The 14170-nt window shown below is 41.4% G+C and carries 15 protein-coding genes; 12 read left to right on the forward strand and 3 right to left on the reverse strand.

What is annotated here, in order from left to right; genetic code table 11:
• The 3 genes from FZ945_RS09205 to FZ945_RS09215 all read left to right on the forward strand — a co-directional run.
• Positions 1-521: hypothetical protein (locus FZ945_RS09205; protein ID WP_187424192.1), on the forward strand; the 521-nt coding region annotated here is incomplete at its 5' end.
• Entirely contained in the window at positions 508-1620 is a 1113-nt protein-coding gene (locus FZ945_RS09210; protein WP_148804043.1) for a DegT/DnrJ/EryC1/StrS family aminotransferase, read from the forward strand. The genes FZ945_RS09205 and FZ945_RS09210, both read left to right, overlap by 14 nt.
• Positions 1610-2509, forward strand: coding sequence for a glycosyltransferase family 2 protein (locus FZ945_RS09215; protein ID WP_148804045.1), 900 nt, complete (start codon positions 1610-1612; stop codon positions 2507-2509). The genes FZ945_RS09210 and FZ945_RS09215 overlap by 11 nt, the downstream gene beginning before the upstream one ends.
• A gap of 2 nt (positions 2510-2511) precedes the next feature.
• Here FZ945_RS09215 and FZ945_RS09220 read toward each other — a convergent pair whose 3' ends face one another.
• A complete protein-coding gene (locus FZ945_RS09220; protein ID WP_262367210.1) occupies positions 2512-3066 on the reverse strand; it encodes a sugar transferase in 555 nt (184 codons plus the stop codon).
• 175 nt (positions 3067-3241) lie between these two features.
• On the opposite strand from FZ945_RS09220, the gene FZ945_RS09225 reads away from it, so the two are divergent.
• A complete protein-coding gene (locus FZ945_RS09225) occupies positions 3242-4225 on the forward strand; it encodes a YeiH family protein (RefSeq protein ID WP_148804047.1) in 984 nt (327 codons plus the stop codon).
• Here FZ945_RS09225 and nadD read toward each other — a convergent pair.
• A complete protein-coding gene (nadD, locus tag FZ945_RS09230) occupies positions 4209-5090 on the reverse strand; it encodes a nicotinate (nicotinamide) nucleotide adenylyltransferase (protein WP_148804049.1) in 882 nt (293 codons plus the stop codon). The two genes, FZ945_RS09225 and nadD, sit on opposite strands and share 17 nt — an antisense overlap.
• 79 nt (positions 5091-5169) lie before the next feature.
• On the opposite strand from nadD, the gene gap reads away from it, so the two are divergent.
• The 8 genes from gap to FZ945_RS09270 all read left to right on the forward strand — a co-directional run bounded on the left by gap (position 5170) and on the right by FZ945_RS09270 (position 13349).
• Positions 5170-6168 (forward strand): type I glyceraldehyde-3-phosphate dehydrogenase, encoded by a 999-nt coding sequence (gap, locus tag FZ945_RS09235; protein ID WP_148804051.1) that lies wholly within the window; start codon positions 5170-5172, stop codon positions 6166-6168.
• Between the two features lie 16 nt (positions 6169-6184).
• Positions 6185-7384 (forward strand): phosphoglycerate kinase, encoded by a 1200-nt coding sequence (locus FZ945_RS09240; RefSeq protein ID WP_021088692.1) that lies wholly within the window; start codon positions 6185-6187, stop codon positions 7382-7384.
• A 3-nt stretch (positions 7385-7387) separates the two neighbouring features.
• On the forward strand, positions 7388-8071 hold the full coding sequence (locus FZ945_RS09245) for a triose-phosphate isomerase (protein WP_148804053.1): 684 nt from the start codon (positions 7388-7390) through the stop codon (positions 8069-8071).
• Positions 8072-8288: 217 nt separating this feature from the next.
• Entirely contained in the window at positions 8289-9107 is an 819-nt protein-coding gene (fabI, locus tag FZ945_RS09250) for an enoyl-ACP reductase FabI (RefSeq protein ID WP_021088025.1), read from the forward strand.
• 78 nt (positions 9108-9185) lie between these two features.
• Positions 9186-9854 (forward strand): DUF2625 family protein, encoded by a 669-nt coding sequence (locus FZ945_RS09255; protein WP_148804055.1) that lies wholly within the window; start codon positions 9186-9188, stop codon positions 9852-9854.
• 278 nt (positions 9855-10132) lie between these two features.
• Positions 10133-11155 (forward strand): NADH:flavin oxidoreductase/NADH oxidase, encoded by a 1023-nt coding sequence (locus tag FZ945_RS09260; protein ID WP_148804057.1) that lies wholly within the window; start codon positions 10133-10135, stop codon positions 11153-11155.
• 130 nt (positions 11156-11285) lie between these two features.
• Complete coding sequence (locus FZ945_RS09265; RefSeq protein WP_148804059.1) at positions 11286-12632, forward strand: FAD-dependent oxidoreductase; 1347 nt, start codon at positions 11286-11288, stop codon at positions 12630-12632.
• Positions 12633-12635: 3 nt separating this feature from the next.
• Positions 12636-13349, forward strand: a complete 714-nt coding sequence (locus FZ945_RS09270) for a DUF4272 domain-containing protein (RefSeq protein ID WP_262367211.1) — start codon at positions 12636-12638, stop codon at positions 13347-13349.
• Between the two features lie 34 nt (positions 13350-13383).
• Here the strand turns inward: FZ945_RS09270 and FZ945_RS09275 are convergent, their stop codons facing one another.
• The gene (locus tag FZ945_RS09275) at positions 13384-14127 is read right to left on the reverse strand and encodes an energy transducer TonB (RefSeq protein ID WP_262367212.1); all 744 of its coding nucleotides are present in this window, start codon (positions 14125-14127) and stop codon (positions 13384-13386) included.
• Positions 14128-14170 lie beyond the last annotated feature (43 nt).

Below are 14170 nucleotides of genomic sequence, written 5' to 3' on the forward strand. Positions count from 1 at the left end.
TTTCAAAAAATTATAAGGATATTCTGTCTATAGGTTGCGGTAATGGTTTTATTGAAAATTTTATAATTAAAAATAGCGATAAAAATATATTAGCAATAGAGCCTTCTAATAATTTTAAGTGGTTGACAAATGGGGGGGGGTGTAAAACCGTGATAGGCTTTTTCCCGGAATGTGTCAAAGATGAGAAAAAATATGAATTTGGTTATTGTAGCACTATAGACTATGTTTTTAATAATGAAGAGTATACTAATTTTTTAAAAAGTGTTTATGAATATGGATTTAAAGAATTTTATTTAGCTGAGGTTATTACGCCAGCAGAAGGATTTGTTGCAAGTATAAAAGAGATTGTAAAAACTGTTTTATCACTACTTGGATTATATAATAAGGGTCAGTTTTGGGGATACTTAAGAAATATTGATGAACATATCATGCTTCTTAAGAAAGTTGGTTTTAAAAATATAACTTGTGGCGCGCATAAACATGGATCGTATTGGATTAGGATTAAAAATGAGAAAGATTAGACTTTCGAAATCTTCAATTGGTGATATAGAAAAACAGGCCGTTTTGAAGGTACTTGATGAAGAGTATCTTGGTATGGGCAAAAATGTTATGCAATTTGAAATTGCTATTAAAGAGTATTTAGCTACCGATATGGAAGTGGTATGTGTAAACACTGGAACCTCTGCTCTTCATTTGGCCCTTGCAGCGCTTGATTTTAACGAAAGCGGTGAAATTTTAGTTCCAACTATTACTTATGTTGCGTCTTTTCAGGCTATTTCTGCTTTGGGGTTAAAACCTATTCCTTGTGATATAGATCCAGACACGATTTTTATCGATAAAGATGATATTAAAAGAAGAATTACTAAAAAAACTAGAGCCATTATGCCAGTGCATTATGCCAGCTCATCTAAGGGCATGGAGAGTATTTATGAAATTGCAAATGAGTTTGAGCTAAGGGTTATCGAAGATGCTGCTCAAGGATTTGGCTGTCTTAGGAATGGTAAAAAAGTTGGCAGCAGTGGAGATATAATTTGTTTTAGCTTTGATGGAGTGAAAAATATTACTTGTGGTGAAGGTGGAGCTATTTTATCTAGCGATTTAAAATTTATACAAAAAGTTAGAGATATGAGACTTCTTGGAGTTGAAAAAGATAGTGAAAAAAGGTATTCAGGTCAAAGAAGCTGGGATTTTGATGTGAAGCTTCAAGGTTTCAGATATCACATGAGCAATATTATGGCTGCAATTGGAATAGCTCAGCTTTCTAGAATAGATGGCTTCATAGCTAAAAGGAAAGAATTTGCCAAACTATATGTGGATTTGCTTAAAGATGTAGATGAAGTTGATTATTTAAAATTTGATTTTGATGATGTTGCTCCATATATCTTTGTCATAAAGGCAAAAAATAGAGATGGATTGCGAAATTTTTTACTAGAGAATGGCATAGAAACAGGTATTCACTATAAGCCAAATCATATTCTAACAAAATTTAATACCAGTTATTCACTGCCAAGAAGCGAAAAAATATATAATGAAATTTTAACGCTTCCGTGTCATTTTGACTTGGAAATGGACGATATAAAATTTATTGTAAATAAGATAAGGACATTTTATGCAAGATAAACCACTAGTTTCGGTGATTATGAATTGTTTTAATAGTGATGAATTCTTAAGAGAAAGTATCGAGAGTATAATAAATCAAACATATAAAAATTGGGAATTAATTTTTTGGGATAACCAATCAACCGATAATAGTGCAAGTATTGCAAAATCATATAATGATAGTAGAATAAAATATTTCTATGCTCCAAAGTTTGCTCCACTTTATGGTGCTAGAAACTATGCCGTCAAAGAAGCCAAGGGTGACTTCATTGCATTTTTAGACTGTGATGACTTGTGGAAAAATGATAAGTTAGAAAAACAAATTTCATTAATGCATAATAGTGATTTTGGGCTTTGCTACACTAACTTTTATATTATGGGTCAAAATAAGAATAAGAAATTATTTGTAAAAACTCAGCCATCGGGATATATTTTTAAACAACAAATAGCCAATTATTCTATCGGAATTTTAACAGTTATGATTTCCAAGAAAGCATATGATAATATTGAAGATAAGTTTGATTCAAGCCTAAATTTTCCAGGAGATTATGATCTTTTTATTAGGCTTTTAAAAAACGAAAAGGCATGCTATATAGATGAGCCACTTGCGTATTATAGGGCTTCTAATGCAAATAGTATCTCTAATACAAAACGCCTTGATAACATCAAAGAGGTGAAAGTTGTATTAAAAAAATTAAAGAATATGTATAGTGAGAAGGATATATTAAAGAGGCTAGATGAAGCAAAGGCTATAATGGATATAAAAGAAATTTTATTTTCTTTGAAGGATCTTAATACAAGAGAAATTCTAAGAATTTTACGAGATATGTCTTTTAAAGATGCTTTTTCTTTAACTGTTTTACATAAAATTATCTCAAAAATTTTACGAACTTTAAGATGGTATTCTTAGATTCATTTGTAATATAAACGATGCGTTTGCAAGTTATGTGCAAATAAGCTATTTTTATATTTTGATGGGTTGTGTTCTGAGTTTTCATGCATCGTTCTAAATTTATAGCACTTAAATATTTTAGTATCCAGTCCAACCCTGTTTTGCAAGAAGTAAAGGCTACCAGGGGACTGTTCGTCTATCTTTTTCTTTACGTAAAATTTAAGCACAAAAAGTATCACAAGAAGCAGCGAGCAGCTTACATAGTCGATCACTCGTTTTAAGGTGTACTCAAAGGCATTATAAGGCTTGATATCGTTTAAAAAGTTTAAATTTTCGCCATTTTCTGGGATGTAGCACTTTTGCAAGTAAATTTCTAAAAAGCTCTCCACATTTAGAAATTTGATCTTTTTATACTTAGTCTTAAACTGCAAAAGCGTGAGAAATCTCACCAGCTTGCTATCAACAGGCTTTTCGGTATTTAGCACTATTAGCCTTTGATCGCCTGATTTTATGAGATTTTCTAACGCACCTCGCAGGGCTTTAGCATCGCTATTTTCATGGGATAAAAAATTCACCTGGCCAAATTTCTTCCTAAGCTTCTCTAACTCGAGTTTGGTGAAAGTATATTTTTCGCCAAGGATGATCATGGGCCTATCCCTTTATCTTTATTTTAAATTTGCATTATAAAATTCGTCTAATTATACCCAAACGTGCTAATTGCATTTTTAAAAAAAGAGTTAAGGTTAAAATATGTCTCATAAATTTCTTGCTGTGCTTGTTTTGGCGCTGATTTGCGGCGTTTCTTTTGCGCTCTCAAACACGGTTTTGGCTAAATTTCACACCAGCCCGCTCATCATCTCTATCATTTTAGGCGCCATTTTTGCAAATCTTTTCACAAAACAAACTCAAATTTTAAAAAGTAGTGGCGTCGTGGCGATCGCTGGGAAGCAAATTTTAAGGCTAGGCATCATACTTTTTGGCTTTAACATAAGCCTTAGCGAGATCGCAAGTGTCGGCACTCTAGGCGTGATATACGCAGCTTTTATGGTATTTGCGACCTTTTGCTTTGCACTTTTTGTAGCCAAAGCCTTGGGGCTTAGCAAGGATAGTGCCGTGCTCATTGGCTCAGGGGCAAGTATATGCGGCGCAGCTGCTGTTATGGCTACTCAAAATGAGATAAAAGCAGACGCAAACAAGCTTGCTATCGCTATTTGCACGGTGGTGCTCTTTGGGACGATTGGCATGTTTATCTATCCATTTATCGCTAAATTTCTAGCTCTCACGCCTCAGCAAACTGGCTTTTTTATCGGCGGCTCACTTCACGAGGTAGCTCACGTTGTCGCAGCCTCAGCAGCATTTGACAGCGCAACAAGCAGCGCTGCTGTCATCATAAAAATGCTTCGTGTCATCATGCTAGTGCCATTTTTGTTTTTGCTAAATTTCTTAAATTTAAGCCAAAATAGTGACGGCTCAAAGCTAAAGAGCATACCATGGTTCGCGCTATTTTTCCTAGTGGCGATCTGCGTTAGATCTTTGCCATTTTTCCCTGAAAATTTGGTGCAAATTTTAAAGCTAGCCGCTAGCATCTGCCTTTGCGTCGCGATGTGTGCTTTGGGATTTGGGATAGATAGGAGTATATTTAAAGCGACGGGCAAAAAGCCATTTTTGTTAGCATTTTTGATATTTTTATGGCTTATTTGCTCATCGCTCGTCTTTGTTAAGACTCTTTGCTAGTTTTTAGTTTTTGCAAAAACTCTTCGATGTTGTATTTTGCTCTGTAAGCTGGGCTTAAAAGGTGTATCAAGATGTCGCCAAGGTCCATCACGATCCAATCAGGCGAGCTCTCCGTACCTATAAATTTCTCTCCAAGAGGCTTAAGCTCCTCTTTTAGATCCTCAGCCAGCGAGTAAGCGTGCCTCTCGCCAAGCGTAGTAGCGATAACTACGGCCTTTACGAAATAATCATCCCCGCTCATATCAAACACTTGTATCTCTTCAGCTTTTTTTGCGTCTAAAACCTTAACTATACTTTCGGTGCGCTCTTGCATCGATCTTTCCTGCATCTTTAATCCTTGGTAAAAATTTATAATCTCATCTTTTATCTCGCTAGGCAGCTCGTCAAGCCCCTTTTGGTGCCTGATCTGTGACGAGCTAACATCCACGTGCACGTCCATTTTTTGTAAATTACGTGGAATTTCTATGTGATTGCGCTTGGCGATCACAAACTGCACTAAATTTTTTAGCTCCTCGTAACCATGCCACTTATCAAGCGTGGCTAGGTGGTCCGCGCCTATTATGAGATAAAATTTCTCTATCTTGAATTTCTCATACAAATACTTAACCGTCTCTATGGTAGGCACTGGGCGAGCTAAATTTATCTCATAGTCTGAGATCTCGACCTTCTCTAGACTGCCCCAAATTTCTCTTATCCATTTTAGGCGAAGCTCTGGTGGAGCTGAAAATTCGCTCTTAAAGGGACTTATAAAAGTTGGCATGATGATGAGCTTGTCGATATCAAGGCCACTTAGTGCCATTTTCACAATGCTGTCGTGTCCTAAATGAACCGGATCAAAGCTCCCGCCAAAAAGTGCTAACTTCATCTATTAAAGTGCCTTGTTTATATTTGTTTTAAAATTCTTTTTTGTAGAATTAGGCGTAATTATATCAAAAGGAGCTAAGATGTCAGTTAAAATAGCAATAAACGGCTTTGGGCGTATCGGTAGGTGTGCTGCTCGTATTGTTTTAGAGCGAGACGATGTTGAGCTTGTCGCTATTAACGACACCGCAACAAGGGATATGACGAGGTACTTGCTCAAATACGACAGCGTGCATGGCGAATTTAAGCAAGACGTTAAGGTGATAAGCGACGATTTTATAGAAGTAAATGGCAAAAAGATAAGAGTTTTTTCAACAAGGGATCTAAACGAGCTTAGCTACGCAGACTACGGCGCAGACGTGGTTTTAGAGTGCACTGGCAAGTTTTTAACCACTGAAAAGTGTGAGCCATATCTTGCTCGCGGCGTCAAAAAAGTCGTCATGAGCGCTCCAGCAAAAGACGACACTGCCACATTTGTAGTTGGCGTAAATGACGATAAATACGCAGGCGAAGTGATCGTCTCAAACGCAAGCTGCACTACAAACGGCCTAGCTCCAGTAGCAAAGGTGCTAAACGATAAATTTGGCATCGTAAAAGGGCTGATGACCACTATCCACGCCTATACAAACGGTCAGAGCTTAGTAGATGTAAAGGCTAAAGACTTCCGCCGCTCACGCGCTGCAGCGCTAAATATCGGACCTACGACCACAGGAGCCGCCAAAGCTATCGCTAAAGTGCTCCCCGAGCTAAGTGGCAAACTACACGGCCAAGCAGTGCGCGTGCCAGTGGCAAACGTCTCTATGGTCGATCTAACGGCGGTTTTAAAAAGACCGGCTAGCAAAGAGGAGATAAACGAGGCATTTAGAGCGGCTGCGGAGTCAAATTTAAAGGGAATTTTATTTGTCGATGACGACTACAGAGTTAGCAGCGACTTTTGCACGAGCACCTTTAGCAGCATTGTAGCGAGCGACACTACGCAGGTTATCGCTGATGATATGGTGAAGGTCTTTGCGTGGTACGACAATGAGTGGGGCTACTCAACAAGGCTTGTAGATCTTGCTAAGATCGTGGTTACAAAGTAAATTTAAAGGGTGAAAAATGAGTGATATTTTATCGATCAACGACCTTGAACTTAACGGCGCAAAAGTCTTTATAAGGTGCGATTTTAACGTACCTATGGACGAGTTTTTAAACATCACTGATGACCGTAGGATCCGCTCAGCGATACCAACTATCCGCTACTGCCTAGATAATGGCTGCAGCGTGGTTTTGGCTAGTCACCTTGGTCGTCCAAAAAATGGCTATGAAGAGAAATTTTCACTTCAGGGTGTGGCTAAGAGGCTATCAAGGCTGCTTGACAGAGAGGTGATATTTGCTGAAGATGTGATCGGAAATGACGCTAAAACAAAGGCTGCAGCTCTAAAAGCTGGCGAAATTTTGATGATAGAAAATTTACGCTTTGAAAAAGGCGAAACCAAAAATGACGAGGCTTTGGCAAAAGAGCTTTCAGAATTTGGCGAATTTTACATAAACGACGCATTTGGCGTTTGCCACAGAGCTCACGCATCGGTTGAAGCGATCACTAAATTTTACGATGAAAAGCACAAGGCGGCAGGATTTTTACTACAAAAAGAGATAAATTTCGCTCAAAATTTGATAAAACATCCATCACGTCCATTTGTCGCAGTTGTTGGTGGCTCAAAGGTGAGTGGCAAGCTTCAAGCATTGCACAACCTTTTGCCACGCGTCGATAAGCTCATAATTGGCGGTGGCATGGCATTTACATTTTTAAAATCACTTGGCGAAAACATCGGAAATTCGCTCCTTGAAGAAGAACTCATCGAAGATGCAAGGCAAATTTTACAAAAAGGCAAAGAGCTGGGAGTGAAAATTTACCTACCAGTGGATGTCGTCGCTGCTCAGACATTTTCAGCTGAAAGCGCCGTAAAATACGTCCCAGCTCAAGAGATCCCAAATGGCTGGATGGGGCTTGACATCGGACCAGCGTCTATTAGGCTATTTAAAGAGGTCATCGCCGATGCACAAACCATCTGGTGGAACGGACCTATGGGTGTTTTTGAGATGGATAAATTTAGCAAAGGTAGTATCAAAATGAGCCACGCTATCATCGATACTCACGCGACAACCGTCGTTGGCGGTGGCGATACGGCTGACGTGGTCGAGCGCGCGGGAGATGCTGATGAAATGACATTTATCTCAACTGGTGGCGGTGCGAGCTTGGAGCTCATAGAAGGCAAAGAGCTGCCTGGCATAAAGCCGCTTAGAAAAGAGGAGTAGGTCTTGAAATTTCTAGCGAATTTAAAGTGCAACCACACAAGAGAGAGCTTTAGAGAGTACGCGAAAATTTTAGACGCAAATTTAAGCGCAAATGACGACGTGAGCGTATTTGCACCAGCTAGTGCCTTTGATGAAAAAAGGCATCTTTTTAGGCTTGGGGCGCAGAATTTCTACCCTTGCGAGAGTGGGGCATTTACTGGCGAGATCGGCAAGGTAATGCTTGATGAATTTGATATCAAAGACGTGCTAATCGGCCACTCTGAGAGGCGTGAAATTTTAAAAGAGAGCGAGGAGTTTTTGCGAGCGAAATTTGACTTTGCTGCAAAAAATGGCTGGAATGTCATCTACTGCATCGGTGAAAATTTAAGCACAAACGAGAGCGGAGCGACCAAAGAATTTCTAAGCCGCCAGCTTGAAAATATAGACCTTGGCTATAAAAATTTAGTCATCGCCTATGAGCCGATATGGGCGATAGGAACTGGCAAGAGTGCGAGCATAGAGCAGATAGATGAGGTGCTAAGTTTTTTAAAGACAAAGGCAAACGTGCCGCTACTTTACGGCGGAAGCGTCAATGCAGCAAATATCGCTGATATCGCAGGTATAAAGAGCTGCGATGGGGTTTTGGTAGGCACAGCCAGCTGGGATGCGAATAATTTTCTAGGGCTTATTCACGCGGCATCTCGCTGATAAATTTAAACGATCTTGCAAATTTCACCCTGCGACAGGCTACCTGCCTAGTCTTGGGATGAAATTTGCTGCGAAACATTTAAATTTACCTAGCGATATATCCGCTTGTTGGTTTATTTAAATTTCGAAACGCAAATTTAAACATCTGGAGTTGCGTGATACTGCCGCTATTAAATTTGGTTTAAAATTTGAATTGCAAAATTTTAAAGGAGAAATAATGATTTTAAAGGGTAAAAAAGGTCTTATCGTCGGTGTTGCCAACGCCAAGTCAATAGCTTACGGCATCGCAAAAGCTTGTCACGATCAAGGTGCGCAGATGGCATTTACATACCTAAATGACGCTCTTAAAAAGCGCGTTGAGCCGATCGCTGAGGAGTTTGGCAGCAAATTTGTCTACGAGCTTGACGTAAATAACCAAGCACATTTAGATGGGCTCGCTAGCCAAATCAAAAAGGACCTTGGCGAGATCGATTTTGTCGTGCATGCAGTGGCTTACGCACCAAAAGAGGCGCTTGAGGGCGAGTTTGTAAATACTACAAAAGAAGCCTTTGACATAGCGATGGGTACTAGTGTTTATTCGCTGTTAAGCCTTACTCGCGCGGTATTGCCGGTGCTAAAAGAGGGCGGCTCGGTGCTAACTCTTACATATCTTGGTGGACCAAAATTTGTGCCACACTACAACGTCATGGGCGTTGCAAAAGCGGCACTTGAGAGCTCAGTTCGCTACCTAGCACACGACCTTGGCGCTAAAAATATCCGCGTAAATGCGATCAGTGCAGGCCCTATCAAAACGCTTGCCGCAAGCGGAATAGGCGACTTTAGGATGATCTTGCGCTACAACGAAGTAAATAGCCCGCTAAAACGCAACGTCACCACTGAAGACGTCGGCAACAGCGCTATGTACCTGCTTAGCGACCTAGCTAGCGGCGTAACGGGCGAGGTTCACTACGTAGACTGCGGCTACAACATCATGGGCATGGGCGACGTGGCTACCGACGCCGAGGGCAACACTATCCTAGCTTGGGACGCAAAATAACCTATCTATATAAATTTGGCGGGGCGACTCGCCAAATTCTTCTTTTAAATTTCACCAAATTTATCGAAAGGACAGAAAATGAGAGCTTTAGACGAGCTTATAGACGTAAATGAGCCAGGCTGGGCGCTAATAGAAGAGTGGCTAAAAGAGGCCAAAAACGACTATGAAATTTTGCCTCGCGATGAGAGTAGGGCGCAAAGCGAGCTTTTAGGACTTCAGGTAACTACTCGCTCACCGATGGGAGCACTTGTTTATGGGTGCGGCGGTATCGTGATAGATGGCGGTTGGCTGCGTCTTCTTGGCTCAGGGTGCGAGCAAATGAAGCGCGGAATTTACAGCTTCAACTTTGGCAAAAGCTTTAGCCAAGCAGGGCAGATGCCTGGCTATTTGCTCGTGGCAGACGATGTTTTGGGTGGATTTTTCGCAGTAAATGGCGGCGCATTTGGTGGCAAAGCTGGCAACGTCTTTTACTACGCACCAGACAGCGGCAAATGGGAAGATACGCAGCTTGGCTACTCGAAGTTTTTATACTGGGCGCTAAGTGGGGATATATCTAAATTTTACGAGCTTTACCGCTGGGATGGCTGGCGCGAAGATGTGAGAAATTTTAGCCTTGATAAGGTTATGGTTGCGCTACCACCACTTCTTTGGCAAGACGCTGACATAAGGGCAAGGCTAAAAGATATGAAAAAAGACGGCGTTAATATCGATCAGTATTTTGTTTCTTTGTTTAAGGGGGAGAAATAGATAAATTTTAGTAGTTTTGACAAATTTTAAAATTCCATTTACTCGCAAGAATTGACTACTAAAATTTGGCTTCGCTTGTAGCTTAGCTCAAATTTTAGAGCCGAAATTGCTCGTTCATGAAATTTTAAAATTTACTTGACACTCATTCGATTTGACAAAACAAATTTGCAATTTTTAAAATTTACTAAACTCTTTTAAGATCATAAAACGCAAATCTTTATAAATCCAAGAATTTAAACAAATATCCTAAAATAACCAAAAAATTTAAAGGAAATTTCATGCAAAATAAGCTTTTTACGCCGCTTAAGATAGGCAGTATCGAGATCAAAAACCGCATTATCATGGCTCCGATGTGCATGTATGAGGTCAAAAAAGAGGATGGCCGTCCAAGGTGTTTTCACAAGCTCCACTACGCTACAAGGGCGATCGGCGGTGTTGGCATGATCATCGTTGAGGCGACGGCTGTTGAGGCGCGTGGCAGGATCACCAAAAAAGACCTTGGCCTTTGGAATGACGAGCAGATCGAGGCTCACGCAGAGCTAGTAAAAGGCTGCGCTAAATACGGCGCCAAAATGGCCGTCCAGCTTGCTCACGCTGGCAGAAAGGGCACGTGTGAAGACATCATTGCGCCAAGTGAGATAAAATTTAGTGATGAATACGCCACGCCAAAAGAGATGAGCGCTGCGGATATCACAATCGTCAAGCAAAGCTTTGTGGAGGCGGCAGTGCGTGCAAAGAGCGCAGGATACGAGGCTGTGGAGATACACGCAGCGCATGGATATTTGATAAATCAATTTTTATGTGCTGGCACAAATAAGCGAAATGACGAATACGGCGGCACTTTTGAAAACCGCATAAGGCTGCTGCTTGAAATTTTAAGAGAGATCAAGGCTGGCGCTAATATCACTGTTGGTGTTAGGATAAGTGCAAGTAGCTGGCTTAAGGGCGACTGGGACGTAGAGGAGAGCGTAAAGCTAGCACGCGAGCTAGAGAAAAATGGAGCTGACTTCATCCACGTCTCAGCTGGCGGTGTCTATGCAAAAGTTGATAGCGCACCTAAATTTACACCTCTTTATCAGGCTGGCTACGCAAAAGCGGTGAAAAACGCAGTTAAAATTCCAGTCCTTGCAGTGGGCCTTATCACAAAGGCAAGCGAGTGCGAGGCGTTGCTGCTTGGCGATGTTTGCGACGGCGTGGCGCTTGGCAGGGAGCTACTACGCAACCCATATTTTGCTTTTAACTCCATGAAAGAATTTGGCGAAAATGACAAAATAGAAAACGCCTATAAAAGGGCATACTAAGATTTTATGGCAAGGTAATAGCCTTGCCAAATTTCACTTTTACACAGCCTGTTTTTCACGCCTCGCTTTTTGCTGTTTGATTTAAATTTAATATAGTATCATTTGTGCGACTAAACTTTCAGGGGAGAAAATGAGGCAAAAGCACTTTGAAGTGGCAATTGTTGGAGCGGGTATTAGCGGGACGGCACTCTTTTACGAGTTGGCTGCATTTAGTGATATAAAAAAGGTCGCGCTTTTAGAAAAATATGACGGCGTAGCGACGCTAAATTCAAGCGGCAAGGGCAACTCACAGACCATCCACTGCGGCGATATCGAGACAAACTACACGCTAGAAAAGGCAAAAAAGGTCTCACAAGTGGCAAACATGCCGGTAAAATACGCTCTAAAATACAACTTAGATGGTAAATATATGTTCGCTCATCAAAAGATGACGCTAGCCATCGGAGATGCCGAAGTAGAGCGCATCAAGGAGCGATATGAGAGCTTTAAGGAGCTATTTCCTTATCTTGAAATTTATGACAAAGAGAAGTTAAAGCAGATCGAGCCAAATGTCGTTTTTGACGCAAATGGCAATGAGCGCCCAGAAAACATCATCGCAATAGGTGCGCAAAATGGGCAGTACACGACGATGGACTTTGGTGGCGTGGCAAATTCGCTCGTGCAAAATGCGCTAAATTTAGGCGCAGATGGCTATGAGATCAGCCTAAGCTCAGAAGTGACTGATATGAAAAAGGTGGGCGATACCTTTCACATCAAGATAAATGACGGCGAAGTGATCACAGCAAACTACGTCGTAGTCGATGCTGGAGCGCACTCGCTATTTTTAGCTCACAAGATGGGCTATGGGCTACATCTTAGCACGCTGCCAGTTGCTGGAAGCTTTTACTTTGCTAATAAGCGCCTGCTAAACGGCAAAGTCTATATGGTGCAAAACGACAAGCTGCCATTTGCCGCACTTCACGGCGACCCAGACATCCTAGCTAATGACAACACTCGCTTTGGCCCAACAGCTCTTGTCATACCAAAGCTTGAGAGATTTCACGGCTGTTCTAGCTTTTTTGACTTTTTAAAGTGCTTAAAATTTGACAAAAACGTCCTTGAAGTCTTTACAAATTTACTAAAAGACGAAGACATCAGGTCATATATACTAAGAAATTTCTTATTTGAAGTGCCATTTATCAACAAAAAAGAATTTGTTAAAGACGCCAGAAAGATCGTGCCAAGCCTAAGCGAAAACGACCTAAGCTACGCTGTAAATTTTGGTGGCGTAAGGCCACAAGTGATCGACCGCAATAAAAAAAGGCTAGAGCTTGGCGAGGGCAAGATCAGCACAGGCGAGGGCATAAGCTTTAACATGACACCAAGCCCGGGGGCTACTAGCTGTTTTGAGACGGCGAGGGCCGATATGGAGGAAATTTGCAAATTTTTGGGCAAAAATTTCAACGAAGAGAAATTTAACGCCGAGTTTTTTGGGTAGAAAATGGGAGTATTTGATATTTTTAAAAGAGGTGTGGATATGCCAAAAACAGCGCAACAAAGAAAAGATGAGAACATAAAAATTTTAAAGCAAGAGGGTGTGGCAGTGCTTGAGAGCTTGCCGCTTCGCTATGAAAACAGCGAGGTTACACCAAGAGATATCGATGAGATAATAAAGCGCGCAGTTTGCTCATTTACAGCGATAATGTGTGCTTGCACGATCCGTGATGAAGGCTCTTTGGGCGAAGAAAATATGGCGTGGGCAAAGAGCTTTTTAGGTGAAGCTTACGACGAACTAAGCGTAAAAGAAAAAGAGGTCATTGAGGACAGAGCTGATATGGATACGGCTGTGAATATGGGCTGGAAATATGAGTCGCTTTGGGTACTTCTTTGGGCGCTTGGCATCGCTGAAGATATCGGCCAGATGGATAAAATTTGTGACTGCGAGTTTGTGATGAATGTCTTTAGAGAGGGCGGGCTAAAAAGCCGTTCAAAGCTTCGCAGCATGGATGCAATTTTAAGCAAACTTGACCTAGTTTATCGCTACCACTGGGCCTGCGTAGATGCAAGGGTAAATGGCAAAAAGGTGGCTGGACTTGACGAAGAGGTCGTTATGGAGAGGCGCGCAGGGCTTGAGTGGCTATGCTGCAAAGGGCAAGAAAATGACGACTTGAGCACTGAATTTAACACTTGGGACTATCCTGATCTAAACACTTGATCTAAGAAATTTTAAGCTCAAATGAGCTTAAAATTTATCTTAATGTAAATGCTATAGGAAAGCGGAGATAGCGAGCTTCTTTTGGCTTTGGAAACTCAGAGCTTGCTTTTTTGACATTTTCTAAAGCACCATTGTCAAGCGACTCAAAGCCTGAACTTTTAGTAACCTTTAGCTCATCTATGCTGCCGTCTGTTTTAAGCAAAAATCTAACTTCAACAACGCCTTGATGCTTCATCCTTCTAGCGTTATTTGGGTAGCTTTTATGCTTTTTCACAGCTGCTATGACCTTGCTAAAGTCCTCGTCGCTTTGCGCATTTGCTAAATTTAGCTCTTGCGCTACTTTTTGAGCTGGTGCTGCGGCGATAGACTTGTTATTTGCTGGTAAATTTGTATTTACAGCAGGTGCTGGTGTCGCGGCAGGAGATGGTGCAGTGATAGCAGGTTTTGGCTCCACCTTTGGCTCGATTTTAGGTTCAGGGCGAGGCTCAGGCTTTGGCAGTGGCTTTTTCTCCATCTTTTTTGGCTCAGGTTTAGGTTTTTCTATCTTTTTAGGTTCTGGTTTTGGTAGTGGCTTTGGCTCGATCTTTGGCTCAGGCTTGGGCTCTGGTTTTGGCGGCTCTGGCGGCGGTGGTGGAGCTGGGGGTGTTGGCTCTGGGATCATTACTTGTTCGCTTATCTGCGGAGCCGTAGTTTGCGGCACCGGAGTAAAAGAATTTAGAGCTATTTTTATAGGTTTTTGCTCGCCTATCTTTATCTCACTAAAATTATGTGAAAGCAAGAAATAAGCCGCTGCCACGTGCACTATTGCTGATACCGCTAGG

Source organism: Campylobacter concisus (assembly GCF_902460535.1).
Classification (GTDB): Bacteria; Campylobacterota; Campylobacteria; order Campylobacterales; family Campylobacteraceae; genus Campylobacter_A; species Campylobacter_A concisus_AS.